The organism is Clostridium sp., from assembly GCF_026168755.1.
Classification (GTDB): Bacteria; Bacillota; Clostridia; order Clostridiales; family Clostridiaceae; genus Clostridium.
This window is the reverse complement of the sequence record NZ_JAPFDR010000018.1, coordinates 1-22,182: the sequence shown is the minus strand read 5'-3', so window position 1 is coordinate 22,182 and position 22,182 is coordinate 1. Positions and strand designations below refer to the sequence as shown.

Here is a 22,182-nt window from a genome sequence, read left to right as displayed (position 1 = left end):
ATATGAAAAATTCAAGGGATTTAAAAAGAGAATTAGATAGAATCAATGGGCGAGGATATAAGTCATATAAAGATTTAGAGGGGCAATATAAATTTGATAACTATGTATTAAGCATAGATCATGTTCAAGGAGATCCATTTGCATCACCATCAAGAGTTAGAGTAATAGTAGAAGATAATATTAATAAATTTCCAGGGCAATTATTTAATGAGAAATATAAGAAAATTGCATTATGTGATTTTTTAACTAGATTATTTAGTAAAAATATATATAAATATGGTGAAAAAATATTTGGGTCAGGTAAGAGTGGGCTTTTAGAAATAAGTAGATGTCCACAACAAATATTAGAAAGAACTTCAATAATAATAGATAATGAAAAAATTGAAGCAAGATTTTATATTGGTTTTCCGGCTAAAGGAAGAAGTGTATTATCATATGAATTAGAAAAGATATTATTTAATATTTTACCTAACATAGTAGAGAATACTTTAATTTATACTAATGTAAATAATAAAGCTTTAGATGAAAGAATAAAGTTAGTTCAAGATCAAGAGTTTATTAGAGGTGAACTTAAAAGGAGAAAATTAGTTGCATTTGTAGGTAATAATTCTATTTTGCCAAGAGAAAGTGGGGTTTCACAAAAACCATTAAAGGATGGAAAGAAATTTATATCACCTAAAGAATTAGAAATAGAGTTTAATACACCAAATAGAGGAATTATAAAAGGTATGGGGATACCAGAAGGAATAACACTTATAGTTGGTGGCGGATATCATGGTAAATCAACATTACTTAGAGCATTAGAACTTGGGGTATATAATCATATTGAAGGTGATGGTAGAGAATTTGTTATTACTGATGATAGTGCTTTAAAAGTTAGAGCTGAAGATGGAAGAGCAATAACTAAAACTGATATATCATTATTTATAAATAATCTGCCTAATGGAAAAGATACAGTTAAGTTTTATACAGAAAATGCAAGCGGAAGTACATCTCAGGCAGCTAATATTGTTGAAGGAATTGAAAGTGGAACAAAGGTATTTTTAATAGATGAAGATACTTCAGCAACTAATTTTATGATTAGAGATAATATTATGCAACAGCTTGTGGCAAAGGATAAAGAGCCAATAACTCCATTTATTGATGTTGCAAGAAGTCTTTATAATAAAAAAGGTATATCAACTATATTAGTGGCCGGGAGTTCAGGAGACTTTTTTGATATTGCAGATTTAATTATCCAAATGGATAATTATGAACCATTTGAAGTTACAGAAAAAGCTAAGTCTTTAATTAAAGAAAATAATAAACATAGTAAAGATTTAGATATTAATATAAATTTTGATAGGGTAATACTTAGGGGAACTATAGAATCTGGGCCAAAAGGTGTTAAGATAAAAACCTTAGGAAAGGATGGACTTTCTATTAATAGAGATAATATAGATTTAAGAGCTGTTGAGCAGATTGTAGATACTGAACAATTAAATACTATAGGGGCTATAATGAAGTATGTTGAAAACAACTTAATTGGAAAAAATTTAACTTTAATTGAAATTACAGATAAAATGATTAATGAAATAAATAATAATCTTATTAATATTGATAATACAAAAGGTGGATATGGAAGTTTAGCTACTGTAAGAAAGCAGGAATTAATAAGTGCTTATAATAGATTTAGAAAACTAAGAATTAAGAAATAATTACAAAATTTGCGTAAAAATTAAATAAATTTTTAAATATGTAAAAAATAACTAGAATATTTTTATAATATATGGTAATATTAATATTGTAAAGTAAATAATTTACAATGGCTTGTTGGTCAAGAGGTCAAGACGTCACCCTCTCACGGTGAAATCAGGGGTTCGATTCCCCTACAGGTCACCATATCAAGGATTTAGGAGTTGAACATTATGTTTGCTCCTTTTTATTTACACTAAAATAAGCTGTCTTCAAAAGACAGCTTAAGTATTTTAATAAATAAAATTTGCAATTAAAACTATAACAGGTAAAGTTATTAATGTTCTTTCTATAAATATTACAATTAATTCTTTTATGTTTACTGGAATCTTTGATCCAAGTAAAACACCACCAACTTCAGACATATATATAAGCTGAGTTACAGATACTGCAGCAACTATAAATCTTGTCATTTCATTAGTTATTGTTGTTGAAGCAACAACAGAAGGTAATAGCATATCAGCAAAACCAACAACTAATGTTTGAGAAGCTTGAAGGGCTTCAGGTACTTGTAATAAATGTAGTATTGGAACAAATGGCAATCCTAAAATTTTAAATACTGGAGTATAAGTAGCTATTATAAGAGCTAATGTTGCCATACACATAACAACAGGAAGAACTCCAAGCCACATATCTAAAACATTTTTAGCGCCTTCAGCAAAGAATTCACTTATACTAGAGTTTTTTCTTGCTTTTATTATAGCCTGTTCATATCCCCACGATAAGGCAGTATATCCTTCAGGAATAGATTCATCTAATTTTTTAGTTTCACCATTGTAATAAGTATCTTTCTTTTTTGATAATGGATAAATTCTTGGAACTATTATTGCTGCAACTATACCAGCAAATGTAACAGTTAGATAGAATGGTACAAACATATTTCCAAGTCCAACAGTATTTATTACGATTAAACTAAATGTAATTGAAACTGCAGAGAATGTAGTACTTATGGTAGCAGCTTCTCTTTCAGTGTAAAATCCATCTTCATATTGTTTGTTAGTTAACATTATTCCTAAGGTACCATCACCTAACCAAGAAGTAATACAGTCGATTGATGAACGACCAGGTAACTTAAATAAAGGTCTCATTACTTTTGTTAATAAAGCACCAAAAAATTCTAGTAAGCCAAAGTTAAGTAATAGTGGTAAGAATAATCCTGCAAACAAAAATATAGAAAATAATACAGTTAAAAGGTCGTGCAATACAAATGAACCAGTATCTGCGCTTATTATCATTTCAGGCCCTATTTGAAATGCTGAAAGAACTCCAAATATTCCTCCAAGCACCCTAGATGTTAACCATAAAGGTGTAATACTAAAAAGTGAATTTAATAATTTATTATTAGTAATAAATTTAGGTTTAAATAATGTAGTTACTAAACTAAGTATAGCTGATATAACTAATGTTCCAGTAATTATATATACTAGATATTCACCAAGAAAATCTACTAACATTCCAGAAAGAATAGCAATTGGAATTGTTACACCACCTTTGTGTTTTATTGGAATTATAAATAATAAAATACCGATTATAGAAGGAATTATAGATTTTAAATTATCTTTTAAGGTAATTTTATTATTAAATGGTTTAAATTTTGAAATTTCCATTTTGTCTCCTTTGTATTTATGAATATAAATTTTTATAATTATTCATCTACGTTCATTTTAAATATAAGAATATTAAAAATCAATACTTTTTTATGCAGAAATGGCTAGGAAAAGCTTGTAAAATTTAATTTTTATGCAAAATTATTAAGTTTTATAAAAATTTTATTCAATTTTATAGATGGAAATCGCTTTAAAAGGAATATGAGGGGATAAATGTAAAGATAATTTTTATGGTAAATAGTAATAAAGATAATTATAATATAAAAATAACAAGATAAGATTAGGGAGATAAGTAAAATGGATTATAGGGATCAAATAACGGAATGTAATAGAATAGTAGTTAAGGTAGGAACATCTACTCTTACTTATGATAATGGAAATATAAATTTAACAAGAATCGAAAAATTAACAATGGTGTTATCAGATTTAATGAATTCGGGAAAAGAAGTGGTTCTTGTTACATCAGGAGCTGTTGGTGTTGGAGTTAATAAATTAAAATTAAAAGAAAAACCAACAAGTATAAAAGAAAAACAAGCGGTAGCAGCAGTAGGTCAATGTGAACTTATGCATATATATAGTAAGTTTTTTGGAGAATATAGTCATATTGTTGGTCAAGTTCTTTTAACAAGAGATGTTGTTGAAGATGATCATATAAGAGAGAATGTTGTTAATACATTTGAAACTTTATTAGAAAATGGAATAATACCAATAGTTAATGAAAATGATACAGTTGCCATAGATGAAATAGAAAACATAGTTAGATTTGGTGATAATGATAATTTATCTGCCATAGTAGCACAATTAGTATCAGCTGATTTGTTAATTATATTATCTGACATAGATGGATTCTATGATTCAGATCCAAGAAAGAATCCAAATTCTAAACTTATAAAGACTGTAGAAGAAATTACACCAGAATTAGAAGAATGTGCTGGTGGCGCTGGAAGTTCACTTGGAACTGGGGGAATGGCTACAAAGTTAACTGCGGCAAAAAGAGCTATAAATGCAGGATGTAATATGATATTAGCTAATGGAGATAATCCATCAATATTATTAGATATTACTGAGGGTAAAGAAATTGGAACATTGTTTATGAAAAAATAATTATAAGAGGGGAGTTAAAGAACAATGAGTGAATTAATTATTAAAGGAAAAAAGTCTAAAGAAGTTTCTTTTATATTAGGAAGTTTAAGTACAGGGGAAAAGAATAAAGGTCTAAATACGATGGCAGATTTTTTAGTTAATAATAAGGAAGAAATTATTAATGCTAATAAAATAGATTTACAAGCTGCCGTGGAGAAGGGTACATCTAAATCTATGCTTGATAGATTAACATTAAATGAAGAAAGAATAGAAGGCATGGCTAGTGGATTAAGACAAGTAGCAGCACTTCCAGATCCTGTTGGAGAAGTTTTAGGAATGTGGAATAGACCTAATGGATTACAAATAGGACAAAAAAGGGTGCCTTTAGGAGTTATAGGAATAATATATGAAGCAAGACCAAATGTAACAAGTGATGCCGCAGGGCTTTGTTTTAAAGCTGGAAATACAGTTATTTTAAGAGGTGGAAGTGAGGCTATTAACTCTAACAAGGCTATAGTTAAAGTTTTAAGAGAAGGCCTTAAAGCCGTAAATCTTCCAGGGGATGCAATTCAATTAGTAGAAGATACTAGCAGAGAAGTTGCAACTGAAATGATGAAATTAAAAGAATATATAGATGTCTTAATTCCAAGAGGTGGAGCAGGACTTATCCAAGCTGTAGTTAAAAATGCAACTGTACCTGTAATTGAAACTGGAACAGGTAACTGTCATATATATGTTGATGAATATGCTGATTTTGAAATGGCTAAAAATATAGTATTAAATGCAAAAACTTCAAGACCATCTGTATGTAATGCTGCTGAAAAATTATTAGTTCATGAAAAAATAGCTAAGGAATTTATGCCAATAATTTTAAATGAGTTAAAAGAGAAAAAAGTAGAAATTAGAGGGGATGAATCTGCAATAGCTTATGATTCTTCAATAATAAAGGCAAATGATGAAGAATGGTACAATGAATATTTAGATTATATAATTGGTGTTAAAATAGTTAGGGATATAGATGAAGCTATTAATCTTATTAATCATTTTGGTTCAGGACATTCTGAAGCTATAGTTACTAAGGATTATGCAAATTCACAAAAATTCTTACAAAAGGTAGATGCAGCAGCTGTTTATGTAAATGCATCAACTAGATTTACTGATGGTGAAGAGTTTGGATTTGGAGCAGAAATAGGAATTAGTACTCAAAAACTTCATGCAAGAGGACCAATGGGACTTAAGGAACTTACTACTATTAAATATATTATTTATGGAAATGGACAAATTAGATAAGTGACAATTAATGATAAGATTAGCTATATTAGAAATTAGGAAAGGTATGAAATTTTATGGATTTTAAAATTTTAAGATTTAATGAATTAACTGTTGATGAAATGTATGAAATTGCAAAATCTAGGTTTGAGGTTTTTGTTTGCGAACAAGAAATTACAGAAGAACAAGATTTTGATGATAAAGATAAGTTAAGTCATCATGTAATGTTAGAAGAAAATGGAAGAATTGTTGCTTACAGCAGAATTGTACCTAAAGGAGTTGGATATGAGAATATTTCAATAGGTAGGGTTTTAGTGCTTAAAAGCCATAGAAGAAAAGGTATAGCTCAAGAAATGATGAAAGCATGTTTAGAGTTTATTAAAAATAATTTAGATGAAAATGTTGTTGTATTATCTGCACAGGAGTATGTAAAAGAAATGTACTCAAGTGTAGGATTTAAAGTTATATCTGATGTTTATGATGAAGTAAATATTCCTCATGTTAAGATGAAAATAGAATTATAAAAAATAGTGTACAAATACAAGGTGTAATACATATCATATAGTAGTAGAAATAGTCGAGAAGGAATAATATATGGTCTATATATTGATTTTTTGTTTAATGATAGTGCTAATTGTTCTTGAGATTTTAGTAGTAATGGATAGATATGGACAAGAGTACATTTTAGACATGAAAGATCTTCCGATAGATTGTGATACGGTAATTGTTTTAGGAGCGGGATTAAAGCCGAATGGAGATCCTTGTGATATATTAGTAGATAGGTTAGATACTGGTGCTAAAGTATATGTAAGAAGAATGAGTAAAACAATTTTATTAACTGGAGAGAATAGTGGACAAAGTTATAATGAGCTTAAGGCTATGAAAAATTGGATTATGAATAACTACACTGAAGTAAATGTAAAAGAACAGGATTTACTTATCGATAATTGTGGATTTTGTACATTTGATAGTATATATAGAGCAAAAACTATATTTAATATAAAAAGTGCAATAATATCAACAAATAGATATCATTTACCTAGAGCTATATATATTGCAAGAAGATTAGGAATTGATGCTTATGGTATTGCTTCTGATGTGAGAGAATATGATAGAATGAAAAAATATAAAAGAAGAGAATTATTAGCACAAATTAAGGATTTCTTTTTATGCCTTATAAAGATGCATTAGAATGTATCTTTATAAGGTTATTTTTAATAGTTTTATTATTTATAGTATTAACTTAATTACTGTTGTCATTACTAAATACAATGTATAATTTTATTTTAGGTACTTTTTATAAAAATAAAAAAACTAAATAGAGAAATTAGGAGAGAATTATGACAAATAATGAAATAAGATACACGTTAATAACAGGTGCATCAACTGGAATTGGATATGAATTAGCCAAATTATTTGCAAAAGATAAACATAATTTGGTTTTAGTTGCTAGAAATAAAACTAAATTAGAAGCTGTAAAGAATGAATTGTCAAAATATAATATAGATATAAAAACTTTATCATTAGATTTATCAAAGAGTGAAGATATTAAAAATATATTTAATTATGTAGAAATAAATAAGTTAAGTATAGATATTTTAGTTAACAATGCTGGTATAGGAACCTTTGGAGATTTTAATGATATTGAATGGAAAAAGGAAGAAGAATTAATAGATATAAATATAAAAGCATTAACACAATTAACAAAATTTTTTTTACCTAAAATATTAGAGTATAAAAGTGGTGGGGTTTTAAATGTTGCTTCTACTGCAGCATTTTGTTCAGGACCAAGAATGGCTTCATATTATGCATCAAAAGCATATGTTCTTAACTTAACAGAAGCCATACATGAAGAGTATAAAAGAACAGGAATAAAGGTATCATGTCTTTGTCCAGGTCCAGTTAAGACTAGTTTTCAAGATAAGGCAGGCATTAAAAAGAGTGAGGCTGCTAAAAAGTATTTAATGGATGTAGAAGAAGTGGCAAGGATTTGTTATAAAGATTTTAATAAAGGAAAGCTTATTATAATTCCAGGAAAGAAAAATAAGTTATTAGTTATAGGAAATAAGTTTTTGCCTAGAAGTATTTCAAGAAAAATAGTACTAAAGACTAATATGGAGAGTGATTTACATTTATAGTGAAATGGATTCAAGAATTAAAACAATGTTATATTGGCAATAATTAATATATATTATAAAATTAAAATAATAAGATAACTTTTTATCAAATTAAAACTTGAAATTATACTTATATATAGGAGAGATGTGACATGGCTAAATTAGAAAATAAATTAAATGTAACATATGAAAAGTATTTAGAAATTAAGAAAAATACAGATAATAGAATAGAGTTTATTGATGATATAGTATATATGTCACCATCACCATCAACTAAACATCAAATAGTATCTGCAAACTTATTTGATGAGTTTAGACGATTTTTTAAAAATACAAATTGTTTAGTATTAGCAGCTCCTTTTGATGTATATTTACAAGGTGAAAATGAGGATAAGCCTAAAGTAGTGATTCCAGATATAACAGTAATGTGTGATAAAACTGGGTTAAAGGATAATGGTTATTTTGGAGTTCCAAGTATAATAATAGAAATATTAAGCACTTCAAACAATGAAAATAAATCAAGAGATACAGTTGTTAAATTTAACTTATATGCTAAATATGGTGTAAGAGAATATTGGATTGTAGATCCAAAAGAAGAGGTTATAACTATATATGAACTTATTGATGAACATTATTATAAGACATATATAACAGCTATAGGTGGAGAAGTGAACTCAAGTTTATTTAGTGATTTAAAAATAAATTTTAATGATATATTTTAAAATGATATAATTAACTAATTATACAAAAAGTGATAAATGAGACTATTTTATTCTTGACATTAATTAGTGTGCCATATAGAATAATATACAAGGATATAGAATAAGTTAATTAGTTAAAAAGTACACTTTAAATTGGTCCAGAGAGGCCAGAAAGGAGTATGTAGGTATGTTATACGTAAATAGCAATAGTTACATAGATTTATCAAAGGAATTTTCTAAAGTTAATTTTAAATATTATAAGGATAGTATGGAGAGATTACATAGTTAAATGTCTCCCTACTATCCTTTTCTATTAAATTCACTAATATATAGTGAATTTAATAGATAAACTATATTTGAGATTGAAGAGCTTTTAGAAAGTGTATTTTTAGCTGTTATATATATAAATTGCAGGAGGGCTAGGAATGAAAGCAAGGCTTATATTAGAAAATGGTATGACTTTTGAAGGTAAGGCATTTGGATATTTAAAAGATAGCGTAGGGGAAGTTGTATTTACAACAGGAATGACTGGTTATCAAGAGGTATTAACAGACCCATCATACTATGGGCAAATTGTAACTATGACATATCCACTAATAGGAAACTACGGAATAAACTTAGAAGATAATGAATCTGAATCACCAAAAGTAAGAGGGTTTATAGTAAGGGAAAAATGTAGCTTCCCAAATAACTTTAGATGTGAAATTGGATTAGAAGATTATTTAAAACAAAATAAAATAATTGGATTAGAAGGAATAGATACAAGAGCTTTAACTAAAGTTTTAAGAAATAATGGAACTATGAAGGGGATTATTTCATTAGAACACGAAAATTTAGAAGAAGTAGAAGAAAAGATTAAAGCTTTTTCAAATAAAGAAGCAGTTAGCATAGTTTCAACAAAGGAAACTTATACAATTGAGGGAACTGGTAAACATGTTGCAATAATGGATTTTGGAATAAAATCTAATATAATAAGAAATTTCAAAAAGAGAAATTGTAAAATAACAGTTTTCCCAATGACAGCTACTGCAGATGAAGTATTATCAGTAAATCCTGATTTAGTATTTTTATCAAATGGCCCTGGAGACCCTGAGGATTTAGGAACTGTAATAGAAAATGTTAAGAAGATTGTTGGAGTTAAACCTATAGTTGGTATTTGCTTAGGACATCAATTATTAGCATTAACTTTAGGTGGAAGAACTACTAAATTAAAGTTTGGACACAGAGGGTGTAACCATCCAGTAAAAGATTTAGAAAGAAATAGAGTTCATATTACTTCTCAAAATCATGGATATGTAGTTGATGAATTACCAGAAGGTGTTGTAGCAACTCATGTAAATATCAATGATGGAACAATAGAAGGTATGAAACATACTACTTTACCAATATATTCAGTTCAATTCCATCCAGAGGCTGCAGCAGGTCCAAAGGATAGTGAATATATATTTGACAGATTTATGGAATATGCACTATAGGAGGGTTTAGAAAATGCCATTAAATAAAGATATTAAAAAAGTTTTAGTTATAGGATCAGGACCAATAGTTATCGGCCAAGCTGCAGAGTTTGATTATTCAGGAACTCAGGCATGTCAAGCGTTAAAGGAAGAAGGAATAGAAGTTGTATTAGTTAACTCTAATCCAGCTACTATTATGACTGATAGAGAAGTTGCAGATAAAATTTATATAGAACCATTAACATTAGAATTTGTTGAAAAAGTAATAGCAAAAGAAAGACCAGATAGCTTACTTGCTGGTATGGGAGGGCAAACAGGTCTTAATTTAGCAGTTGATTTACATGATGCAGGAATATTAGAAAAGTATGATGTTAAAGTTATAGGAACATCAATAGCTTCTATCAAAGAAGGTGAAGATAGAGAGTTATTTAGAGATATGATGCACAGAATTAACGAGCCAGTTATTACATCTGAAATAGTAACTGATATGGAAAGTGGTATGGCCTTTGCAAACAAAATTGGTTATCCAGTTATAGTAAGACCAGCCTACACACTAGGAGGAACTGGTGGTGGAATAGCTGAAAATGAAGAAGAATTAAGAACTATTCTTGCATCAGGATTACAATTAAGTACTATAGGGCAAGTTTTACTAGAAAAATCAGTTAAAGGTTGGAAAGAAGTAGAGTACGAAGTAATGAGAGACTCTTATGGAAATTGTATAACTGTATGTAACATGGAAAACATTGACCCAGTAGGAATTCATACAGGAGATAGTATAGTTGTAGCTCCATCTCAAACTTTATCAGATAAAGAGTATCAAATGCTTAGAACTGCATCAATTAATATCATTAATGCAGTAGGAATTGAAGGTGGATGTAACGTACAATTTGCTTTAAACCCAAATTCATTTGAATATGCAGTTATCGAAATAAATCCTAGAGTTTCAAGATCTTCAGCTTTAGCATCAAAAGCTACTGGATATCCAATAGCAAAGCTTGCAGCTAAAATAGCTTTAGGGTATGGATTAGATGAAATTAAAAATGCAGTAACTCAAAAAACTTATGCATGCTTCGAGCCAACACTAGACTACGTAGTAGTTAAAATTCCAAAATGGCCTTTCGATAAATTCTTTACAGCTGATAGAGCTTTAGGAACAAAGATGATGGCAACTGGAGAAATAATGGCTATAGGTGCTAATTTAGAGTCAGCATTATTAAAAGGTATTAGAAGTTTAGAAATAGGAAAATATTCTTTAGACCATCCAAAGTTTAAGGAAATGAGTATACAAGAATTAAAAGAAGCTGTAATGAAGCCAGATGATGAAAGACTGTTTGCTCTTACAGAAATGATAAGAAGAGATTATAGAATTGAAAGTATTGCTAAAATTACTGGAATAGATATATTCTTCTTAGAAAAGTTTAAATGGATAGTACATGAAGAAACTAGATTAAAATTAAGCAAAATAGATGATTTAGATAAAGAATGGTTATTAAATCTTAAGAGAAAAGGATTCTCAGATAAGGCTATAGCTGATATGTTAAAGGTTAGCCCAGATGATATTTATAGATTAAGAAACATTTGGAATATAAAGCCTGCATATAAGATGGTTGATACTTGTGGTGGAGAGTTTGAAGCATTATCACCATACTATTACTCAACTTATGAACAATATGATGAAGTTGAAGTATCAGATAAGAAAAAAGTTATAGTAATAGGTTCAGGACCAATTAGAATAGGGCAAGGTATAGAGTTTGACTATGCTTCAGTTCACTGTGTAATGGCATTAAAGAAAATGGGAATTGAAACTATAATAGTTAATAATAACCCAGAAACAGTAAGTACAGATTTTAATATATCAGATAAACTTTACTTTGAACCATTAACAGAAGAAGATGTATTAAACATCATTGAAAAAGAAAATCCATATGGAGTTATTCTTCAGTTCGGTGGTCAAACAGCAATTAAGCTTGCAAACTTCTTAAAGGAAAAAGGAATCAAAACTTTAGGAACTACAGCAGATCAAATTGATATGGCTGAAGATAGAGAAAAGTTTGAAGAATTACTTGAAAAGTTTGATATAGCAAGACCTAAAGGAAAAGGTGTTTGGACTTTAGAAGAAGGTATAGAAGAAGCAAGAAGATTAAAATTCCCAGTTCTTGTTAGACCTTCATATGTTTTAGGTGGTCAAGGTATGGAAATAACTCATGATGAAGAAGAGTTAACATACTACTTAAAAAATGCATTTATGAAAGATAAGAAGAATCCAATTCTTATAGATAAATATTTAATGGGTAGAGAAATCGAAGTAGATGCTATATCTGATGGAGAAAATATATTAATACCTGGTATAATGGAACATTTAGAAAGAGCTGGGGTTCACTCAGGAGACTCTGTAACGATGTATCCAAGCCTAAATATTAGTGATGAAATAAAAGCAAAAGTTTTAGATTACACTAAAAAATTAGCTTTAGCTATAGGAATAAAAGGAATGATAAACATTCAATTCATAGAATTTGAAGGAAACCTTTATGTAATAGAAGTTAATCCAAGAGCTTCAAGAACAGTTCCTTATATAAGTAAGGTAAGTGGAGTTCCAATAGTAGATTTAGCTACTAAGGTTATGCTTGGAGAGAAATTAGCTGACTTAGGATATGGAGTAGATGTTTATCCAGAGCCAGAGCTAGTATCTGTTAAGGTTCCAGTATTCTCAACACAAAAGTTACCAAAGGTTGAAGTATCTTTAGGACCTGAAATGAAATCTACTGGAGAAGTTTTAGGTGTAGGTAGAGATATTAAGGAAGCTTTATATAAAGGATTTGTTGGTGGAGGAATGTATCCATCAATGAAAAAAGGAAAAATATTAGCGACAATAAATAAGCATGATAAAGCAGAATTCTTACCAATAGCTAAAGACTTAGCTAAGTCTGGATATAAATTTATAGCAACAGAAGGTACTTGTAAATTATTAAGAGAAGCTGGTATTGATGTAGAAGAAGTAAGAAGACTTAACGAAAATGAACCAAATATATTAGATGTTGTTAAGAATAAGGAAGTTGATTTAGTAGTTAACACACCAACTAAGGGTAATGACTCTAAGAGAGATGGATTCTTAATTAGAAGAGCTGCTATTGAGAGAAATATAGGAGTTATAACAGCATTAGATACATTAAGAGCAATTGCTGATGTTAAAGTATCTGAAATTGATAAGAGAGATTTAGAAGTATTTAATATAGCTGAATAATATAAAAAAGGAGCAAGAGATTTAAAGGTTAAGTTTCTTGCTCCTTTTTGTGTATTATGGTAAGAATTTCTCTAAAAAGATAAAAAAATGTTGACTCCGAACAAATGTTCTGTTATTATTTAGTTAATAAATGAACGTTTGTTCGGAGGTGCGGTATGGAAGGTAATAGAGGAATATTTGTAAAAGTTAATTATAAAAATATCGGGGAACTTAATAGTTTTATTTATGATAGTATGAATGGAATAAATAAAAATAAAGATAAATATGTTATGTGTGCAGGAAAGTATAATAAAGATGGATGGACAATGGTTTTTAAGGCTAAGAGTATAAGAGAAGCAGAAGAATTATTAAGTATAAATTCGGCTAAGAGAGAATTGGCAAAAAAGAAAGATTTATTACACTCACAATTAATTGAAAATGATAGAGTATCAATACCATCTTGGATGTGCAATAATTAATAAACTTTTGTTAAAAGAAAAATACACAATAATTTATATATTATAGTAAATGAAAGTAGATTTACTATTAATTAAGGTATAAAATAAAGTTAAGGAATATATAAATTGGAGTGAGATAACTTGAATAAGAAGGATTTACCAATAGGTTTTTTAGATTCAGGAGTAGGTGGCTTAAGTGTAATGAGAGAAGCCATAAAGATAATGCCTAATGAGAATTATGTATATTTTGGAGATTCAAAAAATGCTCCATATGGTGTAAAACCTACAAAAGAGATAAGAGATTTAACATTTAATGTAGTTGAATTTTTAATAGAAAAAGGAATAAAGGGCCTTGTTGTTGCGTGTAATACAGCTACTAGTGCAGCGGTAAGTGAACTAAGAAGAGTGTATCCGGATATGCCGTTAGTTGGAATAGAGCCTGCAATAAAGCCGGCAGTAGAGTTAAATAGGAATGGTAAGATATTAATAATGGCAACCCCAATGACTATTAAACAACAAAAGTTTAATTTGTTACTTAATAAATATAAAGAAAAGGCAGAAATAGTTCCAATACCATGTGCAGGACTTATGGAGTTCATTGAAGATGGTATATTAACCGGAAAAGAATTAGAGGAATATTTACTGGAAAAGTTAAGTTTATATAATAAAGAGGATATTAGTTCTATAGTACTTGGTTGTACACATTATCCATTTGTAAAAGATACAATATCAAAAATTGTAGGAAGTAATGTTACCATAATTGATGGTGGAGAAGGAACAGCTAGGGAAATTAAAAGAAGGTTAAAAGAGAAAGATCTATTAACGGATAGAACTGAAAAAGGAAGTATAAATATATATAACTCTCTAGATGAACAAAAGGTTGTTGATTTAAGTTTAAAATTAATTCAACAACGATAAATAATAAAACGCCAAAGGGCGTTTTTTTATATTCATATTTATAAAAAATATTTGTTAAATAGTTGACAATATTCTGAAAATTGTATATATTATTAGTATAGAAAGAATTTTCAGAATATTTAAAAAGGGATCGGGGTAATAAGTATGAATATAAGAATAAAAGACTTTTTAGGTGAAAGTTATTTAATAGAGGATGCTATTTTATTAAGAGAAATAGTAAAGAATAATTTAGATACAGGTGTAACTTTAGACTTTGACGGGTTAGAGAGAATTCCATCAACTTTTTTAATATGTTTATTTAACGACTTAATAAATAAGTTTGGACGAGAATATATTTTTAAACAAATTGATGTTAAAAATTTATCAAACTATAGTGATTATTCAAGAGTAGTTTTAGGAACTGCATTTCAACAATAAATGAAAATTTTTCAACTTGGTATAATATATTTTAAAGGACTTTTATTAATAAGTATAATTTATTAGCTTCGATTTTCGAGGCTTTTTTGAGTTTCCTTACTAAAATTTAAATGTTGGTATTTATAATGTATCATCATAGCTTTAAAAAAGAAAAAATTTGCTTAAAACATTGAATTACTATATAGAAATATGATAATAATAAATTATACCAAAAAATGAAAGTGAGGTAATTATATGAAAAACCCTATAGTAACTATAGAAATGGAAAATGGAGATATAATGAAAGCTGAGTTATATCCAGAAATAGCTCCAAATACAGTTAAAAATTTTGTTGATTTAATAAATAGAGGATTTTATGATGGATTAATATTCCACAGAGTAATACCTGGATTTATGATTCAAGGTGGATGTCCAGAAGGAATGGGAATTGGAGGTCCTGGATATAGCATAAAAGGTGAATTCTCAAGAAACGGATTTGCAAATAATTTAAAACATACAAAAGGTGTTTTATCTATGGCTAGAGCAATGCATCCAGATTCTGCAGGAAGTCAGTTCTTCATAATGGTTGAAGATGCACCACACTTAGATGGACAATATGCTTCATTTGGTAAATTAATAGAAGGATTAGATGTTGCTACAAAGATAGTTAACACTAAGAGAGACTACAGTGATAAGCCATATGAAGATCAAGTAATGAAAAAAGTAACAGTAGAAACTTTTGGTGAAAAGTTTGATGAACCTGAAATAATAGAAGACTAATATTTCATTAGGATTAAAACTTTAAGGGCTGTATTAAAAAAAGCATGTGAATAATTTAGTATAGTTTTCACATTGGATTTTAATACAGCCTTAAATTAAATTTATATGTGTATATTGGGGTGTTTGTTATGCTTGAGAATAATAAGTGTATTTTAGCATATGGATTATCTAATACTGAGTTACTGAATTTAATGGAGTTAGGATATAAAATAATTGAAATAACTCCTGAAATGTGTGAAATGACATTAATGGATGTATTACTTGGTATGAAGTTAGAAATATTTAATAATAATCCAATTAAAGAAAAGGTAATATTATATAATAATTTATCCGAATATGAACTTAGAAAAGCAATAATGGATACTAGACAAAATATTAAAGATGGTATATTGGCTGTAGTAACACAGCAGTCTATTAATTGGAAAATAAGTTATCTTATTAAGCATTTAATAGATGAAAAAGAATGGTATTCAAAAGTTAGAAAGGAAGAGAGCGATGAGTAGAGTTGGTGAAAAGATAAAAGAAGCTAGATTAAAATCTGGTATGACGCAAAAGGTGCTTGCAAAGAAGTTAGGTGTTGCAGAAAAATTTATAAACGAAGTTGAAACTGGGAGAAGGATTGTACAAGAATCATTTATAGATAAGGCAGCTAAGATTTTAAATGCAGATTTAAATGATGTAAGTATGGTTGTAACTGATGAAGTATTAATGGAAGAAAGAAAAACTTATGCTACAGTTAACAAAAAGCCAGCAAAGATAGAAACAGAAGAAGTATGGGATAATGCATTTTCATCTGTTTTAAAGAATGTTCCAATTTATGATTATAGTTTAAAGAATGTTAAAGGAAAAATAGAGCTACCTATTCATTCAAATAAAGTAGAAGGTTTTCCACAAGATAAAGTTATGTATTTAGAAATTCAGGATAATGAGATGTCTGGATTTAGAATGATGCAAGGAGATTTAGCCTTTGCTCATTTAGTAAAGGAAATAAGCAATAATGGAATATTCTTAGTTGATTATAAAGGCAGCAGAAAAATAAGACAAATAAAAAGTTTAGGGAATTCAAAGTTACTTATTGTAAGCAACGGGGGATCCCTTATGACAGAAACTGTAGAAGCTAGAGAAATATCAGTAATTGCAAAGTTAGAGAGAATAGAAATAAAATTATAAAAAAGTGCTCAAGGGCACTTTTTTTTGTTAATAATACAAAAATTAATAGATAAGCATATATTATATAAATCAATTTTATATGGGGATGATATTTATAGAAGCTAATAATTTAAATCAAAACTATTTAGGATTATTAAAAAACTTTCCTCTTGAAGTTTTAGGAAAACTAAATATATCAAATGGTTTTATGTTAAAAAATGTTCAACAAGAAATAGAAGTTACTATAATTTCTGGGGATAGTGTTGATAAAGTGGCTCAATCTGTGGATAACTTAGGTGGAAAATATGAAGATTTGGGATATAATTTTGGGATTGTAACAATTCCTGTGGATAAGTTAATAGATTTAGCATTAAATCCTAGTATTCAATATATAGAACTACCTAAAAGTTTATATACAACAGATTCTGAAGCCAATAGGGTATCATGTATTCCACAAGCTGTGAGTTCATATGATTTAGATGGTGAAGGTATTTTAGTTGGATTTATAGATACTGGAATAGATTACACTCATCCTGCATTTATAAATGATGATGGAACTACTAGAATTAAATATATTTATGATTTAGAGCAAGGTGGAAAAATATATGATAGTGGGACCATAAATAAAGCATTACAGTCACCAGATCCATTTTCAGTAGTAAATTCTGTAGATTTAGTTGGTCATGGAACTCATGTAGCTGGTATAGCTTGTGCTGGTGGAAAAATAGATAGAAAATTTTATGGAGTAGCACCTAAAAGTTCTATAGCTATGGTTAAAGCTGCAAGAACTAGATTTGCACTTAGTACTCAAATAATGAGAGGCCTTAAATTTTTAAATGACAAATCAAAAGAATTGGGATTACCTTTAGTTGTAAATATGAGTCTAAGTACTAATGATGGTGCACATAATGGGAGTAGTTTATTAGAACAATATATAGGTATAACATCATCTTTAGAGAGACAAACAATAGTAATAGCAGCTGGAAATGAGGGAGAAGCTGCACATCATATTTCTGGTGAATTAAATACTATAAATGAAATTTATTTTAATGTTGGTGATGCAGAAGCTATTATAGCATTAAATATATACAAATCTATTTTACCTAAAATTAGTATAGAGCTTTTATGTCCCTGCGGAATAAGTAGTGGGGAAATATTTTTAGCAGAAGGATTTAGAGAAGGTAGATTAGGAAGAAGCATTTATGAAATATATAGTACTGGTCCTAAACCATTTGATATCAGTGGAGAAATAGGGATAATATTTAGAGGTGTTAATGAGTTTGTAGCACCTGGACAATGGAAGTTAACTATAAGAAAAATTAATGATTATAAAGGAAATTTTAATATATGGCTACCGATATCAGAAGGGTTAAATGTGACTACAAAGTTTTTAGATCCAACTATAGATAATACATTAGGAATTCCGGCAACAGTAAGTAATGTTATTTCTGTTGGGAGTTATAATTATTTAACTAATAATATATCACCATTTAGTGGAAGAGGAAAAGTTTATATTGGACAATATATTAAGCCAGATATAGTGGCTCCTGGAGAAAATATTTATTCCACAATTCCTGAGAAGTCTTATGATAGGAAGACAGGTACATCAATGGCAGCACCTAATGTTGCAGGAATATGTGCACTAATGATGCAATGGGGAATAGTAAAGAAAAATGATCCGTATCTTTATGGGCAAAGATTAAAGTATTATTTAATTATGGGATCTAGAAAGGAAAGAAGGGATATAAGTTATCCTGATTCAGCATGGGGATATGGTGAAGTTTGTCTATATGATAGTCTTATGGTGACAATGGAGGAGTTAGGAGCTAGGTTTTATGGATTAATTAGACAAGATGAGCCAGAAGGCAATATAAATGTAACAACTACAGATGAAACTAATCAAGGAAGTGCAATTAACCAAAATAATATGAGTATTAATGGAATTGACGGTATTAATGGAGTTAAGCAAGATGGAAACTCTATTGTTCTATTAATTGAACTTCCTAATAGGGAAAGGCTTAATGAAATTGTAAAAATTCCAGGTGTAGAAGGAGTAATGATATCTGAAACTTTTGCAATAGTAATAGTTCCAAATGATAAGGTTAGTGAGATAGAGAAATTAGCTAATAGTATAGTTGACCTTGATTTACAACCAGTAATGACATTGAGTGATATATCTCCCGTTGAAGCTAGTGGTGCACCTACGTTTAATAACAATCCATATCTAAGGTTAAATGGAAGAGGGGTACTGGTTGGAATAATTGATACTGGAATAGACTATTTAAGTGAGGAGTTTCAAAGAGAAGATGGAACATCCAGGGTGTTTAGAATATGGGATCAAACATTGCTTGCAAATGAAAATGTATATGGAATTAGATATGGAAAGGAATATACCAATGAACAAATAACAGAGGCTATCGCTGCTAATGCCAAAGGGGAAGATCCATATTCTATAGTTGAATCAAAAGATGAAATTGGCCATGGAACTATGGTAGCCGGTATTATTGGTGGGAGAGGGATTAATCCAGAATTAAAAGGTGCAGCACCAGATTGTGAATTCGTAGTAGTAAAGCTCGCAAGGGCAAATGAGGATGAATTAATACGATCTTATATAGATCCTAAAAAAATTGGATATACACCTTGGAGTATACTTTTGGCACTAAGATATGTAGCTGCTGTAGGAAATGAAGTTAATAGACCAATAGTTATATATATACCACTTGGTACTAATATGTCATCACATTCCGGTGATGGATTTTTAGAGACACCTATAGAAAATTATTCAAAACAGGTTGGAACTTTAGTAGTAACCAATACTGGTAATCAAGGAAATACAGAAACACACGTTGAAGGAATAATTAACAATACTGGTGATGTTAAAGAAATAGAGCTTAGAGTAGGAAAAAACCAAAATATATTGCCAATACAAATATATATAAACAAGCCTAATATTATTGCATTATCAATAGTATCACCATCGGGAGAGATAATAGATAATTTAACATCAAAAATATCTAGAGATCAAAAAATAAAATTTACCTATGAAGGAACAGAAATGATTGTAAATTTTGTTAGTCCTGATTATATAACAGGTGATTCATTAATTGTTGTAAAGGCAAGTAATTTAAGGGAAGGCATATGGAAGTTTAGATTGACAGGAAAATATATAGTAGATGGAAAGTATTATGTTTGGATACCGCAAAGAGAATTATTAGATGAAGAAACTAAGCTATTAAATTCTACGGCGAATACAACATTGACAGTTCCTAGTTCAGCCACTGGTTCAATTAGTGTAGCATATTATAATCAAAATAATAATTCAGTTGTAAGTGAATCTGGTAGGGGTTATACAAGAGATAATAGAATAAAACCTGATATAGCAGCAGGAGGTGTAAATGCAACTGTTATTAAGCCAGGAGGAGGAATAGGATTAGCAACTGGAGGATCAGTAGCTGGAGCTGTAGTAGCAGGTGGATGCGCTTTAATTTTACAATGGGCAATAGTTAATAAAAATCAGCAAGCAATATACACATCACAGGTAAAATCATATATTATTGCAGGAGCTGATACAAGAAGTGGGGATATTTATCCAAATAGAGAATGGGGGTATGGGATTTTTAACTTGAATGGAATATTTGATAATATAAGAGAGATTTATGAAGAGAAAAGTAGAAGGATAAAAGTTGATGGTAATGATAGATATGAAGAATATAATATTGGGAAGTTGTTTGTTAGAAAACCAAAAGAAATATAGTCTTAGTAACTAAAACTGTATAAAAATCATATTAATATTAATGGATTAATATATTGAGGAGTAATTATGGCTGAGAAAGGTAGGTTAAAATTACAATGTTTTGTAGGTGATACTTATATACCGGTAGATGGAAGTAAGGCAGTATTAGTACCATCAGCAGGTCAAACAGGAGAGAGTAGGGAAGTAAATTTAGTAACAAACTCATCAGGAGAATCACAAACAATAGAGTTAGATGCACCTCCATTAGAATATTCACAAGAGCCATCACAACCAACTCCATACAGTTTGTATGATTTGCAAGTTGAAAGAGAAGGATTTCAGGTACTTGTTATAAATGGGATACAAATTTTCCCGGGACAAACAGCTATACAACAATGTCGGTTAGTAGAAAATAATAATAGAAGAGGTTTTAGGGCTGATGTAATAAACATAAATCCTAACACACTAAATGGTAATTTTCCAGCGAAAATTCCAGAGGAAGTAGATAAGCCATTACCTCCACCAACTGGTGGAGTAGTACTTCCTAAACCTGTAGTTCCAGAATTTATAACTGTTCATGCAGGTACGCCAAGTAATACTTCAGCACCAAATTACAAAGTATTATATAAGGATTATATTAAAAATGTAGCATCTTGTGAGATTTATTCAACTTGGCCAGAGAGTACAATAAGAGCTAATATTTATGCAATAATATCATTTACCTTAAATAGAATTTATACAGAATGGTATAAAGGAAAAGGTAAAAATTATGATATTACAAACTCAACAGCATATGATCATGCTTTTAATTATGGAAGAAATATATATGATAGCATAAGCGTAGTTGTTGATGATATTTTTTCAACTTATATAAGAAGAATAGGTAGGAAGCAACCTTTATTAACACAATATTGTGATGGAAAAAATGTTCAATGTCCAGGTTGGATGACTCAATGGGGAAGCAAATATCTTGGGGATCAAGGAAAAGTTCCTTATGAGATTTTGACTAACTATTATGGAAATGATATTGAGTTAGTTACAGCAGAGCTTGTAAAGGGAAGTCCAAGCTCTTATCCAGGGTATGATTTAACTGTAGGTTCTACAGGAACTGAAGTTGAAACAATTCAAGATCAATTAAATAGAATATCTCAAAACTATCCATTAATACCTAAGTCTGCAGTTGATGGAGTATATGGATCAAGGACAGAAGAGGAAGTTAAGGTATTCCAAAGTGTATTTAATTTGCCTCAAACGGGGATTGTAGATTATGCAACATGGTATAGAATATCTGATATTTATGTTGGAGTAACAAGAATCGCAGAATTAAGATCATCTATCAAACAAAAAACATTCATTCCACCATTATCATTTGATATCTTAAACTCAAAACAAATACCAAAAATGAACTACTTCGACGACTAGTTGAATTCTATTGTTCGTCACGTGGAAGCGAAAAAATGAAATATTTATTTTACGGGAACTGTGAAATTTTCGCCTAGAATTTATATAATTGATTCCGTAAAGTTGGCTAAAGTTTTTAAACTCGCTATTCGCTCAAACAGT

Annotated in this window: 18 protein-coding genes and 1 tRNA gene; 18 read left to right on the top strand and 1 reads right to left on the bottom strand. The window is 29.3% G+C overall.

Annotation, left to right across the window (positions count from 1 at the left end):
• The first annotated feature begins 2 nt into the window (after nt 1-2).
• Both Q0Y03_RS08410 and Q0Y03_RS08405 read left to right on the top strand, forming a co-directional pair.
• Nucleotides 3-1,697, top strand: coding sequence for an ABC-ATPase domain-containing protein (locus tag Q0Y03_RS08410; RefSeq protein WP_297713391.1), 1,695 nt, complete (start codon nt 3-5; stop codon nt 1,695-1,697).
• A 109-nt stretch (nt 1,698-1,806) separates the two neighbouring features.
• Nucleotides 1,807-1,881, top strand: a tRNA-Glu gene (locus Q0Y03_RS08405).
• Between the two features lie 86 nt (nt 1,882-1,967).
• Here the strand turns inward: Q0Y03_RS08405 and Q0Y03_RS08400 are convergent.
• Entirely contained in the window at nt 1,968-3,341 is a 1,374-nt protein-coding gene (locus tag Q0Y03_RS08400) for a YjiH family protein (protein ID WP_297713390.1), read from the bottom strand.
• 297 nt (nt 3,342-3,638) lie between these two features.
• On the opposite strand from Q0Y03_RS08400, the gene proB reads away from it, so the two are divergent.
• From proB to Q0Y03_RS08320, 16 genes are all read left to right on the top strand, one after another.
• Complete coding sequence (gene proB / locus Q0Y03_RS08395) at nt 3,639-4,445, top strand: glutamate 5-kinase (RefSeq protein ID WP_297713389.1); 807 nt, start codon at nt 3,639-3,641, stop codon at nt 4,443-4,445.
• 24 nt (nt 4,446-4,469) lie between these two features.
• Entirely contained in the window at nt 4,470-5,714 is a 1,245-nt protein-coding gene (locus Q0Y03_RS08390; RefSeq protein ID WP_297713388.1) for a glutamate-5-semialdehyde dehydrogenase, read from the top strand.
• Nucleotides 5,715-5,770: 56 nt separating this feature from the next.
• Nucleotides 5,771-6,217 (top strand): GNAT family N-acetyltransferase, encoded by a 447-nt coding sequence (locus Q0Y03_RS08385; RefSeq protein WP_297713387.1) that lies wholly within the window; start codon nt 5,771-5,773, stop codon nt 6,215-6,217.
• Nucleotides 6,218-6,287: 70 nt separating this feature from the next.
• On the top strand, nt 6,288-6,884 hold the full coding sequence (locus tag Q0Y03_RS08380; RefSeq protein WP_297713386.1) for an ElyC/SanA/YdcF family protein: 597 nt from the start codon (nt 6,288-6,290) through the stop codon (nt 6,882-6,884).
• Between the two features lie 149 nt (nt 6,885-7,033).
• A complete protein-coding gene (locus Q0Y03_RS08375; protein WP_297713385.1) occupies nt 7,034-7,831 on the top strand; it encodes an SDR family oxidoreductase in 798 nt (265 codons plus the stop codon).
• 131 nt (nt 7,832-7,962) lie between these two features.
• Nucleotides 7,963-8,532 carry a Uma2 family endonuclease gene (locus Q0Y03_RS08370; RefSeq protein ID WP_297713384.1) on the top strand — a complete coding sequence of 190 codons (570 nt, stop codon included), beginning with the start codon at nt 7,963-7,965 and terminating at the stop codon, nt 8,530-8,532.
• 404 nt (nt 8,533-8,936) lie between these two features.
• Nucleotides 8,937-9,986, top strand: coding sequence for a carbamoyl phosphate synthase small subunit (locus Q0Y03_RS08365; protein ID WP_297713383.1), 1,050 nt, complete (start codon nt 8,937-8,939; stop codon nt 9,984-9,986).
• 13 nt (nt 9,987-9,999) lie between these two features.
• Nucleotides 10,000-13,206 (top strand): carbamoyl-phosphate synthase large subunit, encoded by a 3,207-nt coding sequence (gene carB / locus Q0Y03_RS08360; protein WP_297713382.1) that lies wholly within the window; start codon nt 10,000-10,002, stop codon nt 13,204-13,206.
• Between the two features lie 155 nt (nt 13,207-13,361).
• A complete protein-coding gene (locus tag Q0Y03_RS08355) occupies nt 13,362-13,664 on the top strand; it encodes a hypothetical protein (RefSeq protein WP_297713381.1) in 303 nt (100 codons plus the stop codon).
• A 120-nt stretch (nt 13,665-13,784) separates the two neighbouring features.
• Nucleotides 13,785-14,561, top strand: a complete 777-nt coding sequence (gene murI, locus Q0Y03_RS08350) for a glutamate racemase (protein WP_297713380.1) — start codon at nt 13,785-13,787, stop codon at nt 14,559-14,561.
• Between the two features lie 144 nt (nt 14,562-14,705).
• Nucleotides 14,706-14,978, top strand: coding sequence for an STAS-like domain-containing protein (locus tag Q0Y03_RS08345; RefSeq protein ID WP_297713379.1), 273 nt, complete (start codon nt 14,706-14,708; stop codon nt 14,976-14,978).
• A 234-nt stretch (nt 14,979-15,212) separates the two neighbouring features.
• Nucleotides 15,213-15,737: a peptidylprolyl isomerase gene (locus Q0Y03_RS08340; RefSeq protein WP_148323273.1), complete on the top strand. Its 525-nt coding sequence runs from the start codon at nt 15,213-15,215 to the stop codon at nt 15,735-15,737.
• Nucleotides 15,738-15,865: 128 nt separating this feature from the next.
• Nucleotides 15,866-16,240, top strand: a complete 375-nt coding sequence (locus tag Q0Y03_RS08335; RefSeq protein ID WP_297713378.1) for a DUF3783 domain-containing protein — start codon at nt 15,866-15,868, stop codon at nt 16,238-16,240.
• A complete protein-coding gene (locus tag Q0Y03_RS08330) occupies nt 16,233-16,907 on the top strand; it encodes a helix-turn-helix transcriptional regulator (RefSeq protein WP_297713377.1) in 675 nt (224 codons plus the stop codon). The genes Q0Y03_RS08335 and Q0Y03_RS08330 overlap by 8 nt, the downstream gene beginning before the upstream one ends.
• A gap of 85 nt (nt 16,908-16,992) precedes the next feature.
• Nucleotides 16,993-20,640 carry a S8 family peptidase gene (locus Q0Y03_RS08325; RefSeq protein ID WP_297713376.1) on the top strand — a complete coding sequence of 1,216 codons (3,648 nt, stop codon included), beginning with the start codon at nt 16,993-16,995 and terminating at the stop codon, nt 20,638-20,640.
• A 66-nt stretch (nt 20,641-20,706) separates the two neighbouring features.
• On the top strand, nt 20,707-22,041 hold the full coding sequence (locus Q0Y03_RS08320) for a peptidoglycan-binding domain-containing protein (protein WP_297713375.1): 1,335 nt from the start codon (nt 20,707-20,709) through the stop codon (nt 22,039-22,041).
• Nucleotides 22,042-22,182: the final 141 nt, after the last annotated feature.